Below are 17,640 nucleotides of genomic sequence, written 5' to 3'. Positions count from 1 at the left end.
GATACTGGTGATTAGTATTAAGAATTAATGGTGCTAATTGCTGACTAATTGGAAGATTTTAAAGCTTTTTCGATACTTAATTTGGTTTGTCATCATCTGATAGCAACATTTCTAATAATTTTTTGGGGTCGTCGGTTCCCGGGAGGTTTGTTTTTCCTTGAATTGCCTCAATTGCTTCTTTAATTCCAGCCATTGTGTCTTGGTTTGGAATCATGAAGTGTTCTGGCAAGCCTTCGTTAGCGACTGAAGTCAAGGTTGCTCTTACAAATTCGGAAATGGTCAATCCTTGCTTCTTAAGCTGGGACTCGGCCTTTTCCTTAATATCAGGATCGATTCGGACGTTGATGCGTGGTTTAGTTTTAGCAGATGCCATTAATATCACCTCGTTGTCTAAATTGTATGACATTTGGTGCACGTGGTCAAACATGATGAACGATTACAAAAATGATTTCCCACTTACAAAAAATCACCAACAAATAAATACAATTATCCAAATTAACTTCTTAATAATATCTTAATAACAGGTTGAGCCTTGCCACAGCACGGTTCTCAAATCAGGCCTCACAAAAATGGATGCTAATAGTCAAAAATTAGCATCCATTTTTATATTTTTTATTTTCGCAAAAAAGTGCGGACAAAACGCGTCTGATACATATAGATATATATAATCGTTTATTTAGAATTAAAAGTGTAAATAAATAACCGTTAATTCATATTGAGGAGATACCTATTCTAGGTCATCAAGATGGCGGGGTAAGTTCCGGACGGTTTTTCATCTATTTATAGCAACTATTTTATTTGGATGGGAGGAATTAATGATGTCAGAAGCTGAGGGAGCGGCACGGCAAGTTCAAAACTACGCTGAAGTCCACTTTGAGAACCTGGACGGCGATCAATTGATGGAACCGCAAAAAATCTTCCGCGCCATTAGTGAGGAATACCGGATCGCGCTCCCAATATTAAATGGCTACGTGCTTGTCAACAAGCCACAACGCCTTTCACGGCTGATGGGAACTGAACCGGCGATCATCAAGCTGGTCTATGGCAAGATTGGCTCACTTCACGTTTATCATGGCCTAACCGATATGACCGGGGAATTGGTGCCGTTAAAAAATGGTGATCAACCAGATGAGGTCGCGCCAGTTCAATTACCGGCTGTCGATGATCAGCATCACTATTACGTGTTGGACGACGAGGGGCTTGGCGAGCGGATTGATGACGTGAACCATTATCAACCGAACAGCCCAACTGCCAAAACGAGTCTGGTGAGCTTAACCGATGAAGAAAAGCAAAAGGTTGACCGGATGGAGCACGAGTTAAGCGAAGGTAATAATGAAAGCATTCTCAACATTGAGGATCTTAAGAGTGAGCTAGAGAAGCCAATGACAGAATCGATGAGTGCTGACGAGCAGCAAGCACAACCTGATGATCAGCCAGCGCGATCTTCTGCGAGTGATTTGCAAGCGAGCCAGCCAAAACAACCGGAATCAAAACAAGCAACGAGTGAAGCAAGACGGCCAGTCCACTTGCAGCCACAGTATCCAACTGATAATCAACCAGCAGCTCATGAACCAAACCAACCGCAAGTTGACGAACCACAAAGCCAGCAATCAAGTGAAGCACCAGCAACTAAATCCCAAGCAGCCACGGCAATTCACCAAGCTCATCAAGCGACGCCGATCACGCTATTGGCCCAGGCGCTCGGCCTCATCTGCCAGAGCTTGGAAGCAACCAGTGACCAACAAGAAATTGCTGATCTGGCGCAATCCGCTGGCCAGATGTTAACCGCAATTCGCACGTTAACGAAGCTGAACAATTAATGACTTTAATCTAAATAAAGGAAAATGGGGGAACTGATATGAATACAGAAACAGATAACATCGACACCTTGACCCGCATGACGCCCGTTAAAGTGTTAAGTCAAAATATGAGCACGATTGCCCAAGCAATTGATGATGCCGCTACCGATGGTAATCAGCAACAGGTGCTCCAATTGGTTGATAGTGCCGAATCATTACTGAAAGCAATCTCGAAGTTGAACCAATAATGGCTCGGCTTAAAGAGAAGAGGGATGAATATGATGGAAACTGATTCAGTGAAGCAAACCGAACCGGAGAACGCGCCAGCTCAAAGCGAGTCCCAATCGGAAGGGATTATGTCGTTTAAGACTTCCGGCTTCAACCAGCGGCTGCAGTCGTTCATGGATCAACCGATGGATCCGGCGCTTGAACATCGTTTCGCGGCCTCGCTGCTCGAAATGAAATTCTACGCCCCGGTTCAAACTGGCCGCCGAGCTGCTTCATCCAGGCAGCCTAAGCCGGCGTTCACCTTGTCGGTGGCTGTGACCACCTACTTGGCGGACGGCCAAAAGTATATTCCAGTGTTCACTGACCTAGCCAAAATGCAAAAATTCCTTGCCGGCACGCCCAATTTGGATCCATTCCGATCCTTTGAGTTCACCAGCAAGGAATTGATGGCTGAAGCCAAACAGTTCAGCCTGCAGGGAATCTTGATTAACCCAGGCGTTCAGAGCTTCCCATTAACTCAGGAGTACTGGGATTACATTCACAAGGTCGCCCCGGTCGTCGTCACCCACAAGCAAGATGACGACTTCAAGTTCAAGTTGATTAACCCAACGCCGACTAAGCTTCAAGAGGCACTGCGCCGGCCATTGACGCATATCCATAAAGCAGAAGCGGCCTGGCTGATCAAATTAAAGCCTAAAAACGACAGCACGTATCAATTTGCGGTCTTAGTTGACTACCGGGGCAAGCCCGAAACATTTGAAGCCAAGGTGTCCCGCAAGTTAGCCGTTGCCGCGCACCGCTACCTCCCATATGGGTCTGACATTATTGTCGGCCAGCTGGAAGGCGAACTGGGTGATGAGGTGAAACACGATGTCGATGCGTTCTATAAACGCAGTGGTTGGTTGTTGTAGGGAAGAGGGATGAGTTTCTCATGGAAAAATATGGCCGCGAAGTTCCCAGCCGGCGCCAAATCAAAAAGCAACGCGCATTAGTTGCTAAGTCGGTATCACACGCCAAGCAGCAGTCGGCAATTAGAATTCACGAACTAAAAACAACGGTTGAAATTGATGGGGTTGTTGACGTGGGAACCTATCCACGAATTAAGAAAATCGCAGAATAAGAATGTCCGAGGGGGTATTAAAATGAATCGATACAATTACAATTCAAGACTATACAAAGATAGCTTGGAGAAACAGGAACATTACAAGTTATACAAGAAGGGTAAATTATGGTTAGTTGCCGGCATCTCAGTCTTCACCTCTGGGTTGTCATATACCATGTTGTCCTCACATCCGGTGCACGCTGACACCACCGCCACTTATAATGGCGATGATGCTCAAGCTGCCAGTGATTCCGGTACAGCAACGGCGACCGCAACCAAGCCAGTGACCGCCACTGCCACCAGTGAAAGTAATGATAGCACTCAAAGCAGCACAACAGCCACAACGCCAGCTGCCAATAGCTCAAGTACCACGACTGGCGACCAAGCTTCATCAACCAATTCAGCCGCAACCACTGGTTCAACTGACAGCACCAACAGCTCAACCACTGGCACCACAGATCAAACCAATGCCGCAACCACTGGTACTACTGACAATTCAACTAAGGTAACTTCTCAAAAGAAAACCACCAAGGTAAATAAAAAGGTCAATAGTCAGCTCAAAGTTAAAAAAGTCACTTATAAGAAGTTAACTAAATACAACAAAAAGTCAGCCCAATCAATTGTCAATCGAGCTAACAAGATTATGAAAGCGACCCAAACGCAAATCAACAAGGGCAATCAATTAGCCAACGCCAAAGAAAATGACAACATTCCTCAAGACGAAGCCTTAACCGCGATTGGTACCCATCAAAAGGCTCAACAAGCTCAAGTCTTGAAGACCATTAAGGCGGCCCAAAAGATCGCTGTTAAGAACCAAAAACAAGCAACGACCAAGTTGAATTCAGCCTTAACGGTGGTCGCTAACATGCACACTGAATTGAATCAAGCCACTGCCTTGGTCTCAGCTGATAAGAAGGGGGTTAAGGCCCACGTGGTTGCTAACGCCAAAGCAGCTTACAACGATGTCAGCGTCCCCAATGGAACTTCCGCCAAAGTCGATGATTACGGGGATTTAATCATCACCACTGGCAACACCAAGAGCTACAACAAAGTACTAGCCAACTTACATAAACAGGGGTTGACGAAGAGTTTCAGACAGGTAGTGGATCCGGCGCAGGCGGCTAGTTTGACGTTTACGAATTCCAATTGGCCAGACGGCACACCGATGGTAAAAGTAAATGCAGATGGTTCAGCGACGTTTGTTATGGATCGCCAACCTTCATTTTATCAAAATGTTTCTGTAAAGTTTTCTTATACTGGGAATAAAGGAGATACATTTCATGTTACTCTTCCCGCCTCTTTAGCTGGAAGTCAAGGGTACGCCGCCCAGTCACAAGCTACTGGGAATCCTGTGCGAACAACTAATAAGGATGGTTCTGTTAATTATACTTGGACCGTGAACTCGGATGGTGAAACATCGTCGCAAACAATCAGCTCAAACTTGGTTGGATTTGCTAATTATGATTATCCGACTGAATCCGAAATGGGAAACTATACACCCGCAACGGGAGCAATTGGTGGGCCTACCGGTTCTGTTGCAGATCAAACGTTACTTCCATTTACGTATGGCGGGACTAATCTTGATGATAAAGTAACTAGTATTACGCTTCAAAATGCCACTAAAATTACTAAATTATCACTAACTGAAGCAGTAACGGATAGTACACAACCCAAAGTAAAGAATGTGGATTATATTTACGCACTAACTCCCACACTTAATGGGGGTGGTATGTCCCTACAATTAAACTTTAATGACGTTAATATTGCTGTGAATGTTCCGTCAACATTTACTTTAAATGTTGAAAAGACTCAACAGTATATGGCGCATTATTCCGGACTTAATTCAGCGGCTGTCCAAGTTGCACAGCCGGGTGGGGTAGGAACGCCTATTATTTTTTCAACTAAAGATGGTAAAAGTTATAGTGCAAGTAGTAGTTTATGGTTTATAGGATCATACGGAAAGTCAACAACTAATGGCCCCCAGGCCTTTAGCCTTGGAAAGGTTACTTACTCAAAAAATTTCGGGGATGTTACAGCCCCAATTGCAGCCGATAATGGCGGGGAAAGTAAGTTAACCGCAAAAACATCGTCGTTAAATGGATTGGTTACATTTGACGGCGCAAGTAATAAGTTGAGTGAAAATGTGGCAGATACAGCTACAAAAGCAGTATCAAGTACAATCTATTTAGCTAATAATCAAAGTAAGTTGATTATTGGAAATAAAATATCAAATGTTTTAAATAATTTTGGAATAACGGTGACTGGACATGAACCTTTAAATGCAACCATGGAAATGGCGGTCCCTGATAGCGTTGAATCAACTGGTTTGTATGTCCCACTATTAACCAAAGCTTACAGATCATGGGCTTCTGGTGATAGTTATGATGTCAAGATAAACTTTACAAATGGGACATCAAAAGAATTCAAAGATGTCAAGGAAGGAACAACCCTCTCAACACTTCCCCAAACAGGTTCGGTCAATACAACAACAATGTTTAATTTACCAGTGGGTGCTTCAGTAAAGAGCTATGACATTACGCCTAATTTCACGCTGAATCCTGGAGATATGTTGTATTCAAAAAGGAATGCTGGCGGTGAGTTGGACAATGCACTGCCAACTGAGAACGACGTTCAAGCCACTTCATTTTCGACACTAGGTTATGTTAAGGACGGAGTAGCAGATCAATCTAAAGTACCGTTTGTTTTAACAACAACGGATAATGACACAGGGAAGGTGGTAGACTCTATTACCCAGTCTGCCACTGCACTTGCATCGGCGCCAATTTCTTTAGATGTAACGCCTAATAATTCAGCCCCATTGACTCCATCTTCTCAGTTTAATGTTTTGATCGGTGATGGAACTAAAGCAGCGTATACTAACCCTAATCTGAACGCAAATGGATTCTTTGTTAATAACCAACCAAATGCTTATTATGATTCTACTGTCATAAACAACCCTTCTCCCAAAGATGAAAATGATATGCCAGGGTACAATGGAGTGGCTTTAACAAAAAAGGATCCAGTATTTTATGTTACGGTACCAAAACAAACACAAGTTGTTCCTCAAACTAATGGACAAATATTTGCTCAAAAAGGTGCTGGCTGGAGTGGTGTTACTGTTACCCCCAAGGTTACTAAACTTGCAAATGCGGATGGGCAGACCGTCTATAAAATTGATTACACTGGTACAGGGATTGAGTGGAATCCTAGCAGTATGGCTTTAAGCATTCAATTTCAAGTTAATGCAGATGCGCTAACTGGCCTACAGTCGTTTCAAAATACCGAATCCGTTACAGATACCTATAACGGTATATCATATGATGTTCCATCTGCGACTAAAGGTGGTAAAGACGGGGAGTCAAACAGTGTTGTGATGCTTGCTGGTGATGACACTGATAGTAATAGAAGTTCGTATAGTAATCTATTCAATCAAAGTAACGCTCAAGACTTATTTACTACTTTAACGGACTCAGAAGGAAATACGACCAAAGTATCTGGACTTAGTTCTTTCAACGGCTGGGGAAGTAATGGCCTTGGTGCTGCTTTAGGAAGCAATTTTGGGGATTTACTATTAATTAGTGCTCCCCAATCCATGATCCTCAGCGGAGCCATTCAAGATAACCAAAGCTTTGGCTCGACGTACAGCACTAACGGTGTTAATAACCCGATGAAGAACGACGCCCAATCGATCCGATTACGGTTAGCAAACAACATGTCCGACACTAAGACTAATATTGGTGGGATTATTAATCTACCTACTGAAGTCACCGCTAATAAGGGAGATACGCCAGGTAAGTTTGCGCTTCAATTAACTGGTGCTGCCACTGAGGGTAAGAGCGCCGCAGGTGATACCACCACGACATTATATTCAACTAGTCCATTGGAACTAACTGATGGCGGAAAGAGTGTCACCTTAACTAGTAATGGGCACAAATACTACTTCAACACTAAGGATGGAACCAACACAACTACTGCGGATGATTTGATGACTGCTGATAAGGTTGGTACAAAGTGGAGTAGTATTGTTGGAATTGTCACTTCGATTTCTAAGCTAGCTTCTCAAGATATGGCTAATGTCATCTTGCCAGTTAAAGATCCGGATAGTTTGAACGATCGTGGTAAGCAAGTAACTATTCCAACTTACTTCCGAGTTGATGGTCTGGGTAATGTCAACGGTTCAATCACTGATTCATTTACAACAACTGCTCACATTAAGAACGTTGATCAGGACGGTAAGGTCATCAATGGTTTCCCTGGTTCAGATGGTGGCTATACTGATGACGGAACTGCCACACCACCAGTCGGAGTTGCTGGTTCTAAGATTTTGAATAACATTCCCACCATTCCGGGGTACGTCCTCACGACAACCGATGGCGATACCACGATTAAGCTGGATGGATCATCAACGTTAGTCAACCACTTCCAAGTAGACAAAGCGAACTTGGTAACTCAAGGTCCTGGAACGGCTGCTGCTAAGGTGATCGATACAGCCTTAGGTAATGATGATACTAAGAACCCTAATACGGGTGCCAAGACAGCAACGGGGACCAACGACATTACGTTCAAGACAACGGATACTGATTTAGCTAAGACTGGTACTTATAAGGTTACTGGTCCAGATGGCAAGACTTACGATACTTTAGCTGCCGCATTAACCGCCAATCCAGCGTTCGATCTGAACTCTGATGCTAAGGGTGCCACCCAGACATTCACGGTAACTTATACTCAGACCCCAGTCGATAAGGATGCTGTCGTTCTACAACCTAAGCATAAATTTTATGATGGCGATGCTTCGACTGATCCAACGATTTTTGATGTTAAGTTGAATGACGATTTAGTTGCGCCAACCGATGGTTGGACTGCCGATGACTTTGATACAACTGGCATTGATAGCCAGAATGTTGATAGTTACGACATTAAGTTGAGTACCAAGGGATTAAGTGATCTGCAAGCTGCTAACACAGCTAAGACGATTACGATGGACGATGTGACGAATACGCAGTTCACGATCAATAAGCGACCAATCACAATTACTGGTCCAACGGTAAGCAAAGCATACGATGGTCAGCCATATACAGATAAACTGACGGCGACAATTGACGGTATGCCAACTAAAGATACGGCAAAGCCGGATGCCCCTAAATATCAGTTTGGAGATATTAGTCAGGATATTAAGGTTGGTGAGTACGCAATTGAAGTTACCGGTAAGGATACCGATAATCCAAATTATGATATTACGTATAAGCCAGGTAAGTTGACAATTACTGATGCCCAAACTTACAAGTTAATCGTGAAGTACGTTGATGAAAAGGGTGAAGACGTTGCCCCATCAACCACAACAGCGGACTTAAAAGATGGCGATAAGTATACATCTAAAGCACTTGTCGTTCAGAAGTACTACCTGATCAAGACGCCAACTGATGCGAATGGGACAATGACCAACGGTGACAAGACGGTTACCTACGTTTACAGATTGATTGGTAAGTATATTGCCGAGTTACCAACTGGTGGTGATCAGGACATTTCGATTTATCCAAATGATCCTGATGATCCAGCCAAGATCACGACGCCAACGACGGGGATCATTCCTTATATTGATGGTTACAAGGCAGTGGATGCCGATGGGAACGACTTAGTTCAGGCTGATAAGGCTGACGCAACTAAGGGTTACTTACCACCAACAGCGCCTTATGCAACGCCTGATAAGAACACGTATATTCACTATGTAAAGGCTAGTCAACCGACGCAACCGACTCAGCCGACTCAGCCAACACAACCAACGCAACCGACCCAGCCAACACAGCCGACGCAACCAACTAGTCAGCCAACACAACCAACGCAACCGACTCAGCCAACACAACCAACTAGTCAGCCAACACAACCAACACAGCCGACTCAACCAACGCAACCGACCCAGCCAACACAGCCGACCCAGCCAACACAGCCGACGCAACCAACTAGTCAGCCAACACAACCGACGCAGCCGACTACGCCAACACCAAACCAGCCAACGACTGTTACTAATCAGCCGGCTAAGCCAGGAAATGGTCGTAACAACAGTAGCAGTAATGAGCCAGCTAAGCTTGGTAATGCCCGAGTTAACACCAACACTCAGCCAAAGCGGTTGTCGAATGAGCCTGTTAAGGTTGCTGGTGCATATGGTCCAGCGAAGGTTGCTGCACAACCAGCTGATAATCTGAATAAACAAGCTTCAAGTCAACAATTAGCCCAGAAACGATTGCCACAAACTGGTGACGATCAAAATGAAGGGGCTGTAATCTTGGGTGTCGTGGGAATGTTAAGCACGATTGGCTTGGCGGCATTGCGGAGAAAGCGACACAACTAGTTTCTTTCGAAGCAATGCAGCTAGTGAATCATTCCGTTCCCCCTCATAACGGTAATGGTTCACAATGCCGATGAATCGCGCCGTTTCCCCTGATGGGGCGATCCGTTAACCCAAATTACTGAGCAGGTGGTAATGCCACCTGCTAATACATAGAATGCTTTAGATAGAATTTTCCTACTATTATAAATGTTAGGTAGGAGCACATAGAACACTAATCCAATATTACTGAGGGGTAATTTTGAAAATCGATGAAATAGAGGGTGTCACGATATGAGACGGTATCAATATGATCAAATTACAAATACAGAACCTAGTGTGACCAGGTATAAGCTCTATAAGGCCAAGAAGCAATGGGTCGTTCAGGGGATGACGACCGTTGCCTTACTACTGGGGGTGCATGAAGCTCAGGTTCACGGGGTTCCTGGCTTGATAGCGCCAGATATCACAACAGCGCATGCAGATACGCTTACTGATCAAGCGGAGCCAACGAATGATTCTCCTACAACAACCACTCAAAATGGCCAGCAGGATGAGCAAAATAATGATCAAGCAACCAGTACCCCAACCGCAACAGTTGCAACTAAAACTGTTGTGAATACACAAGACGAGTCTGAAACTGATCAGGAAACTGTTAATAATCCGGCAACTGCTTCAACGACTACGACTAACAATAACAATGCACCCCAAGCAGTGCAGGCAACGACGGGTTCGGTCACTCCGGCTACTTCGGTAAATACTGAAAGCACGAATAATGAGGCTGCTGCAAGTCAAAAAACATCTAAAAAGAATGTCACTGCGGTCAAGGCAACGGTTCAAAAAGTTGCGACACCTAAAGTAAAGCGTGCAACGGACTTTAATAAGCAGGCTGCAAAGATGACGGCGCAGGCTCAAAAAGTCGCTGATAACGTTAAGGCTGTGGTTAAGGCAGATACTCAACAAGCCAACGCTAAGAGCGACGATAATGTGGTTCACGATTCTGGTTTAGATGCGATTCAAGCCCACGTCAATAGTGAATTAAAGCAAGTAAAGGCAACGACTTCAATGAAGTTGCCAAAGAACTTAGCTCAGATGCAGACAACCTTAGATCAAGCCAATGAAGTGCTCCAGAGCATGCGCACAGAGTTGGATGTTGCCAATAAGATGCTCCTCGAAGACAAGCGTGGGGTCAACACCCAGCAAGTATCAGATTCTGAGCAAGCCTTGAATAAGATTGTCTTACCAGCAGATACGACCGCTAAGATTGATGAATATGGTGATCTGGTGGTTTCAACCAATAATCATGCGAGTTACCAATCAGTCCTCAATCAGATGGATTCTAAGGGATTGACCAAGGTATTTCGGAACGTGGTTGATCCAGTGCAACTGTACTATGGAATAAGTGGTTATACCGATGCAGAATTATTAACTGCGGCAAAAACCAATATTAAATCTAAGTTGGGGTCACTAGATATCACGCAAGATGTTACAACCATTAAGAGTCTCCCATTCTTTGCTGCGACTAATAAAACTTACTACAACAGCTTGGCACCATATTGGCGACAATTACAAAAAGAATATAATTCAGGAAATGCTGCTGATCTGATGTTGGCGGCGGCTGAATACTTTGGTGCGGTTGCGGCAATCGGAAACATTAGTTCAACTAGTATGAATGCCAATACCGATCAAGAGCAGTCAACGGACGGCACTTCGTTTGCCATCATTATTAATGTCGATGAGTACAATAATCCGATTTTTACAGATAATATGGGACCGAAAATCAAGCCTGGTGATTTGCTGAACCATGCAGGGGTCGTGATTGACCCGACTAATCCTGCCAATGAGAGTGGTGCTAATCTTAATAACCTACTTTCGCCAACTGGATATTCGGATACGACCTATTTCACTGGCAAGATTGGGACTGAGATTGCTAATCCAACTGTTAAAGACACCGTGCCTAACTTTACATATGTCAGTACTGACGGTCCATCGAAGTTAAGCAGTATTCTGGACGGTAAGACGATGCAAGTCGTTGTTAACCACTGGAAGAGTGCTGTAACCGCGCTGAAAGCTCACGTTGGTGATGTTTCCAAGGTGGAAGATGGGACGACTACTTTCAAGGACGTGCCAACCGTCACTTTGAGTGGTGAAGCAGGCGTGAAGACCCCAACATTTACGGCTGACGATTTTGATTGGAGTAAGGTTCAAGCTACGCCGGGCAGCTATTCAGTTACTTTGAATGATAAGGGAATCTCGAAGATTACGGCTTTGAATGCTAATACCACATTGGCTACTACAGATGTTACAGCTGGTCAGGCAATCATCACCACTAAGACGCCAACCACGGTGGCAATTAAAGCCAAGGTTGGAGATGTTACTAAAGTAGAAGATGGGACGGCCACATTTAAGGCTGTTCCGACCGTCACTTTGAGCGGCAAGTCTGATTTAAAGACGCCAACTGATTTTACGGCTGATGACTTTGATTGGAGTAAGGTTCAAGCAACGCCTGGTAGCTATGCAATTACTCTGAATGATAAGGGAATCGCGAAGGTATTGGCTTTAAATGCCAATACAACATTAGCTACCGCAGATATCACGGCAGGTCAAGCAACCATCACGGCCAAGACGCCAACCACGGTAGCAATTAAAGCCAAGGTGGGAGATGTCACCAAGGTAGAAGATGGGACAACCACATTTAAGGATGTGCCAACCGTTACTTTGAGTGGTAAGTCTGATTTAAAGACGCCAACTGATTTTACGGCTGATGATTTTGATTGGAGTAAGGTTCAAGCGACTCCGGGCAGCTATGCAATTACTTTGAATGATAAGGGAATCGCGAAGATTACGGCTTTGAATGCTAATACCACATTGGCTACTACAGATGTTACAGCTGGTCAGGCAACCATCACCGCTAAGACGCCAACCACGGTGGCAATTAAAGCTCAGGTTGGAGATGTTACCAAGGTAGAAGACGGGACAACTGCTTTTAAGGATGTGCCGACCGTTACTTTGAGTGGCAAGTCTGATTTAAAGACGCCAACTAATTTTACGGCCGATGATTTTGATTGGAGTAAGGTTCAAGCGACGCCAGGTAGCTATGCAATTACTTTGAATGATAAGGGAATTGCGAAGATTACGGCCGCTAATGCTAACACGACATTAGCTACTGCAGATATCACAGCAGGACAGGCAACCATTACTGCTAAGACGCCAACCACGGTGGCGATTAAAGCCGCAGTTGGAGATGTTACTAAAGTAGAAGATGGAACAACTACCTTCGAAAATGTGCCAACCGTCACTTTGAGTGGCAAGTCTGATTTAAAGACCCCAACATTTACGGCTGATGATTTTGATTGGAGTAAGGTTCAAGCGACTCCGGGCAGCTATTCAGTTACTTTGAATGCTAAGGGAATTGCCAAGATTTTGGCCGCCAATGCTAACACGACATTAGCTACTGCAGATATCACAGCAGGACAGGCAACCATCACGGCTAAGACACCAACCACTGTTGCAATTAAAGCTAAGGTTGGAGATGTTACCAAGACTTATGATGGTACAACTACCTTTAAAGACGTGCCAACCGTTACTTTGAGTGGTAAATCCGTGTTGGCAACCCCAACCTTCACGGCTGCTGACTTCGACTGGAGTCAAGTGAAGGCTGATGCTGGCCAATACACAGTGACTTTGAACGCTGCCGGCATTAAGAAGATTACCGATGCCAATGATGGCACGACTTTAGCAACGAGTGACGTGACTGGTGGCAAGGTTACCATCAATAAGGCAGCGATTACGATTACCGCCAACGATGCAAGTAAGGTTCAAGGCCAAGCTGATCCAACCTTCACAGCAATGGTCATTGGTTTGCCAACGGCTGGGGTAAAGCCCGTTTATACGGTGACCCGGGCAGCTGGTGAAACGCCGGACACTTACGCCATTACCGTCACGGCAACTGATGCGGCCAATCCGAACTACATGATTACGGTGAAGGCTGGTCAATTCAAGATTGTTGCCAATGATTTCTCATGGCAGGCAATTTATGTCGATGAGGCGGGTAAGCAACTCGCCGATCCAGTTTCTGGTGATCATTTGAAGACTGATGACAGTTACACCACCACTGCTAAATATATTGACGGCTACTACTTAACCGCGATGCCAACGAACGCCACTGGCAAGATCGGCAACGCCAACGTGACTGTAAAATACGTTTATAACAAGGTCGGCAGCTACGCCATCGTTTCGCCAACTGGTCAGGTGACCAACGTGACCTATGTAGTGGACCACACCGACCCAACCAAGGTCAGTGCGCCAACCAATCAAGTTGTTCCATATATTAGCGGCTACTACGCCGTCGGTCCGAACGGCAATTTAACGCTGGTGGACAGTCAGAATCCGTCACGCGGCTATGTCTTGCCAGCCATTACCAACCCCGGGGCTGTTAGTTCAATCCGGTATGTCGCTGTCAATAACGGTGGCGGCAACGGTGGTAATGGTGGTAACGGCGGTGGCTCGGTCACCCCAAGTAACAACACCAACAATAGTAGCAACTCCAACTCGACAACCACCAACGGCACAACCATTTCTGGGAATAACGACCAGAATACGACTAATAGCGGCGATCAGAAGGCTAAGTCGACGACAACGAAGAAGCAGGGGGCCAAGAAATCCGCCAAAAAGACTGCTAAGAATGGCAAAACGACCAAGAAGGCGACTCAGAATAATAACAAGCTGGGTGCTTCTCAGAGGGTTACGAAGCCAAATGGTAATCAGACTCGCGGTGCTGGTAATCGCGGCGCTGGCTACACCAAGAACGGCACTGGCGTCACCAAGTTAAATTCAACAGTGACTGGCAATGGGCAAACTGGCCAGAATCGCAAGTTTCCGCAAAACCAACAGATCGAAAAAGCCACAACCTTACCACAAACTGGTGACAGTCATTCGGCAATCGCTTCGTTGATTGGTGTCGCATTGGCTGGATTGATGGGATTGTTTGGAATTAAGAAATGGAAAAAAGAAATTAAGTTTTAAATGAATTCGTGGAGTGATGAGGGAGCGCTCCCTTTGGAGCACCACTGATACATTGATTAAACGTGGTTCAGACGGCTGATCCCGGCCGCGTAAGGCAAACAGCTATCATTCCCAAAATCAGGAATAATAGCTGTTTGCCTTACACTCTGGGATCAAAACGCCTACCTCACCACTCTTATTTTTTAGAAAGAAGTTGACCCTATGTTTATCGATATGTTGCTAACCAACCCTGAGCGCCGGCAACTTCAATTAATCGAAGCGATTCGGTCGCAACGCCGGGTTGAATTTACCGAATTGTCCAAGCTATTAAAATGGCCTTACGTCTCAACGCAACAAGTCTATCGTCGGCTGGTCACCAACTATCAAGCCATTACTGGCAAGAAAATTTCCAAGCAGGCGCTGGTTGATCAGTGTGACTGGATCGATCGGGTCTTGACCCAGACGTTGGTTCGCAATTCAGTGGCGTACAGGTGCCTGTTAGCAGCGATCCGCGAGCAGCCCAAGCCATTATTGCCGGTTGGGAACACCACGATTTTGACCCGGCTGACCCCCTTTGTGAAGTGGTTAGCCGATCACAACCTGACTTATAACATGCGGACCAACGAGATTCAGGGGGATGAACGACTCATTCGAATCTTCGGCTGGCAGCTTTGTGAGTTGGGTAATGAAGATCTGAAGTTAACCGCCGATGAAGACAATTATTTGCAGGCCTTGGCCAAATCGGTGCCAGCCAAAGTGAAACAATCCCACGCGGTGACGCGCTTTTTACAAGTGACCGCCATTCGATTGAGCAAGTACAAGTATTTGACCCAGGAATCCCAACCGTCACCGAAGTCAAATCGCAACGAACTGATGCGATTTACCAGCCTGCCGGCTAAATCTCGGAACATTCAGTTTAATTTGGCCGAGGTCTACTGGCTGCAATACATGGTCACTTACAGTCCCTATTTTGTGGATACTCACATCACCAAGCTGGTGCGGCCCAAGGAGCGAGCGGTGTTACCATACTTGATTCAACTGGTGGTCAAAACCGTTATCACGCGGCTGCAGGTGTATCGATCACCACTGTATTTTGAAGAACTCGATGAATATTTAATGGGATCGATTCAATTTGCGATTCTGTTAAAGCAGCCGCCGATTAAGCTCAATGAGCCTGATGAGGTCGAAGCCATTCCGGAGTTGAAGCACATCGTTGCGGTTTTGACCAAGGACATTCCGGAGTTAACCCAATTCGCTGACGAGATGACGCAGGTATTGAGCCGGTACTTGGCACCCTTTATCTCGCAAAAACACGTTGAAGTCAGTTATCCGAACAAATTGGACGATTACGTGATCGGCGTGCTGCAGCAGCGTTTGATGACTCGTTTCATGAGTATTGACTGGCAATTGCGGCGGCTGCCGATTTCAACCGAAGTCACCACGCCCTTATTTCAGATCGTCGTGAGTCCGGCGAATCCTGCCAAGAACCAGTATTACTGGCTGCCGTGGTTAAGCATCGAGAACAACGTCAAGTTACTACTTGAAAAGATTGGCCGCTGGCTGCAAAGCGTCGTTTGGGTCACAAGTTCAGCGAAGGTACCAGTGGTAAAGTGAGGGGGAGTTTAGATGTTCAATTTTGAGGGAATTCGTTATTGTGATTGGGGTGACGACCGATGATTGTCACCATTATTGCAATTGTGTTCGCAATTTTAACCCTGATCGGCATCGGTGCTTGGATTTGGGCCGGGACGCATGATGGCCCGACTGGCTTGATGGCATTCTGGACGATTGTTGCCGCGGGTTGCTTGATTGTGAGTGTGGCCTACGGGGTTCATGCATACAATAACCGGTCGATTGCCCAGAGTAAGGTCACCCAAACTTCAGGTAAATTAAAAGGGACGACCTATTTTAATGCCCGGGCCAAACAAAAAGCGCCCAGCAAAAACAGGCGTTGCGCGAAAAGGGGATTCTAAAGGAATTAAGGAACACGTATCGCGACGACATCGGCACGGTTACATTTGACGCGGCCAATAAAACCTACGTGGTCCAAGTAAAAAAGCATGACTACCATCAAGCACTGAAGATCGTGCGCAAACACCCCAAGCAAAACAAAAAGGCCCTGAAAACAATCAGGGCAAGCTTTACCGATGCTTCCAAGGCCATTGACAAAGCCCTCAAGCAGAAAGGGTATCGCCTCGTTTTGAAGGATGGCAATCGCGTGGTGTTGGCAGTTCGTGATGGGGTGATTGTGAGGGATGGATTGGTGAAGTAAGATATTGATGGATAATTTTAGAGATGTGTGATGGAGGCTGAGGTAACCTGGATGGTGCCTGGAGCCTCTTTTTTGTTGGTAGGTCGGGAGGCAGTTGCTTGACCCCACATCGCAAATCAAATATATTAATGATAATTTATGGGTGATATAGGTATGACGGGAGGTTTCTGTATGTCAAAAATGAAACAAAAAGTTGATAGAATCAGTGTCCGAATTTCTCCGGTCGTCAAGAAAAAGGCGCAGGAAAGATTGGAAGAAGTTGGGCTTAATTTGTCTGATTATGTTCAATATGCCCTTGCGAATATCGCCGAGGGTGAGAATGATTACTTAAATTCTCCTAGTGCTTTAGAAGCCAAGTACGAAGTAGAACATGGACAAGCAAAAACCATTGGAGATGGATCCGCGAAGGATTTCAAAAAATATATCAAAGATTTAGAAAGTGAAGTTGCTGATGGTCATGATCGGGAGACAGAATAGGTGTTTTGAGCGGTCTTTAAACAAAAAATCGTCAGCTTTTTTCAGCTAACGGCTTTGTTGGGTTTTTAAACACTGCGGTAAATCTGACTTCATTCATTTAATCGCCTAACTGCCGCTCCAATTCATCTGAGTTGGTAGCGCCTGGTAACTTCTTTTTGCCTTTAATATCATCAGCAATCTCTTGAATTGCCTTATTTTGTTCGACATTTGGCATTGAATAGTAACGAGGAAGCCCATCTGTTGCCACAGTAGCCACCTGGGCTTTCACAAAGGCTGACAGTGTAATCTGATGTTTGGTTAATTCTGCAACTGCTTTTTCTTTGACATCGTCATCAATTCTAACTTCAATTCTTGCCATAGTAATCACCTCTACGTTGTATTGTACTACGTATGACGTACATTGGAAACAATCTAGCTCTTAAATAGTTGTTAATGT

Annotated in this window: 12 protein-coding genes; 10 read left to right on the top strand and 2 right to left on the bottom strand. The window is 45.2% G+C overall.

The genetic code is table 11. The features are described from left to right. Positions 1-76: 76 nt before the first annotated feature. Positions 77-373, bottom strand: a complete 297-nt coding sequence (locus QUF07_RS01365; RefSeq protein ID WP_249778638.1) for a type II toxin-antitoxin system RelB/DinJ family antitoxin — start codon at positions 371-373, stop codon at positions 77-79. Positions 374-818: 445 nt separating this feature from the next. Here QUF07_RS01365 and QUF07_RS01360 point away from each other — a divergent pair, with 445 nt between their 5' ends. The 10 genes from QUF07_RS01360 to QUF07_RS01315 all read left to right on the top strand — a co-directional run bounded on the left by QUF07_RS01360 (position 819) and on the right by QUF07_RS01315 (position 17,204). Continuing rightward, complete coding sequence (locus tag QUF07_RS01360; RefSeq protein WP_217342253.1) at positions 819-1,820, top strand: hypothetical protein; 1,002 nt, start codon at positions 819-821, stop codon at positions 1,818-1,820. 38 nt (positions 1,821-1,858) lie between these two features. Next, complete coding sequence (locus QUF07_RS01355; RefSeq protein WP_217342254.1) at positions 1,859-2,047, top strand: hypothetical protein; 189 nt, start codon at positions 1,859-1,861, stop codon at positions 2,045-2,047. A gap of 30 nt (positions 2,048-2,077) precedes the next feature. Then, on the top strand, positions 2,078-2,938 hold the full coding sequence (locus tag QUF07_RS01350; RefSeq protein ID WP_217342255.1) for an SseB family protein: 861 nt from the start codon (positions 2,078-2,080) through the stop codon (positions 2,936-2,938). A 20-nt stretch (positions 2,939-2,958) separates the two neighbouring features. Further along, the gene (locus QUF07_RS01345; RefSeq protein WP_217342256.1) at positions 2,959-3,147 is read left to right on the top strand and encodes a hypothetical protein; all 189 of its coding nucleotides are present in this window, start codon (positions 2,959-2,961) and stop codon (positions 3,145-3,147) included. Between the two features lie 22 nt (positions 3,148-3,169). Further along, a complete protein-coding gene (locus tag QUF07_RS01340) occupies positions 3,170-9,475 on the top strand; it encodes a MucBP domain-containing protein (protein WP_289426639.1) in 6,306 nt (2,101 codons plus the stop codon). A 270-nt stretch (positions 9,476-9,745) separates the two neighbouring features. Then, positions 9,746-14,476: an MBG domain-containing protein gene (locus QUF07_RS01335; RefSeq protein ID WP_289426638.1), complete on the top strand. Its 4,731-nt coding sequence runs from the start codon at positions 9,746-9,748 to the stop codon at positions 14,474-14,476. Positions 14,477-14,677: 201 nt separating this feature from the next. Then, entirely contained in the window at positions 14,678-16,069 is a 1,392-nt protein-coding gene (locus QUF07_RS01330) for a hypothetical protein (protein ID WP_289426637.1), read from the top strand. A 59-nt stretch (positions 16,070-16,128) separates the two neighbouring features. After that, positions 16,129-16,428, top strand: coding sequence for a hypothetical protein (locus QUF07_RS01325; RefSeq protein WP_289426636.1), 300 nt, complete (start codon positions 16,129-16,131; stop codon positions 16,426-16,428). Further along, on the top strand, positions 16,407-16,727 hold the full coding sequence (locus QUF07_RS01320; RefSeq protein WP_289426635.1) for a hypothetical protein: 321 nt from the start codon (positions 16,407-16,409) through the stop codon (positions 16,725-16,727). Before QUF07_RS01325 ends, QUF07_RS01320 begins: the two co-directional genes overlap by 22 nt. Before the next feature lie 171 nt (positions 16,728-16,898). After that, on the top strand, positions 16,899-17,204 hold the full coding sequence (locus QUF07_RS01315; protein ID WP_217341863.1) for a RelB: 306 nt from the start codon (positions 16,899-16,901) through the stop codon (positions 17,202-17,204). A 97-nt stretch (positions 17,205-17,301) separates the two neighbouring features. Here QUF07_RS01315 and QUF07_RS01310 read toward each other — a convergent pair whose 3' ends face one another. Then, the gene (locus QUF07_RS01310; RefSeq protein WP_217341864.1) at positions 17,302-17,562 is read right to left on the bottom strand and encodes a type II toxin-antitoxin system RelB/DinJ family antitoxin; all 261 of its coding nucleotides are present in this window, start codon (positions 17,560-17,562) and stop codon (positions 17,302-17,304) included. Between the last annotated feature and the right edge of the window lie 78 nt (positions 17,563-17,640).

It is taken from the genome of Lentilactobacillus sp. TOM.63 (assembly GCF_030361045.1).
Lineage (GTDB): Bacteria > Bacillota > Bacilli > Lactobacillales > Lactobacillaceae > Lentilactobacillus > Lentilactobacillus dabitei.
Note: the sequence above shows the minus strand (reverse complement) of the source record. Positions and strands in the feature narration are given on the sequence as shown.

What these genes read in the sequence shown, in the direction of transcription:
- QUF07_RS01310 (WP_217341864.1), bottom strand. Translation starts at nt 17,562, where the DNA reads ATGGCAAGAATTGAAGTTAGAATTGATGACGATGTCAAAGAAAAAGCA.
- QUF07_RS01330 (WP_289426637.1), top strand. Translation starts at nt 14,678, where the DNA reads ATGTTTATCGATATGTTGCTAACCAACCCTGAGCGCCGGCAACTTCAA.
- QUF07_RS01325 (WP_289426636.1), top strand. Translation starts at nt 16,129, where the DNA reads ATGATTGTCACCATTATTGCAATTGTGTTCGCAATTTTAACCCTGATC.
- QUF07_RS01350 (WP_217342255.1), top strand. Translation starts at nt 2,078, where the DNA reads ATGATGGAAACTGATTCAGTGAAGCAAACCGAACCGGAGAACGCGCCA.
- QUF07_RS01355 (WP_217342254.1), top strand. Translation starts at nt 1,859, where the DNA reads ATGAATACAGAAACAGATAACATCGACACCTTGACCCGCATGACGCCC.
- QUF07_RS01335 (WP_289426638.1), top strand. Translation starts at nt 9,746, where the DNA reads ATGAGACGGTATCAATATGATCAAATTACAAATACAGAACCTAGTGTG.
- QUF07_RS01340 (WP_289426639.1), top strand. Translation starts at nt 3,170, where the DNA reads ATGAATCGATACAATTACAATTCAAGACTATACAAAGATAGCTTGGAG.
- QUF07_RS01360 (WP_217342253.1), top strand. Translation starts at nt 819, where the DNA reads ATGTCAGAAGCTGAGGGAGCGGCACGGCAAGTTCAAAACTACGCTGAA.
- QUF07_RS01365 (WP_249778638.1), bottom strand. Translation starts at nt 373, where the DNA reads ATGGCATCTGCTAAAACTAAACCACGCATCAACGTCCGAATCGATCCT.
- QUF07_RS01315 (WP_217341863.1), top strand. Translation starts at nt 16,899, where the DNA reads ATGTCAAAAATGAAACAAAAAGTTGATAGAATCAGTGTCCGAATTTCT.
- QUF07_RS01345 (WP_217342256.1), top strand. Translation starts at nt 2,959, where the DNA reads ATGGAAAAATATGGCCGCGAAGTTCCCAGCCGGCGCCAAATCAAAAAG.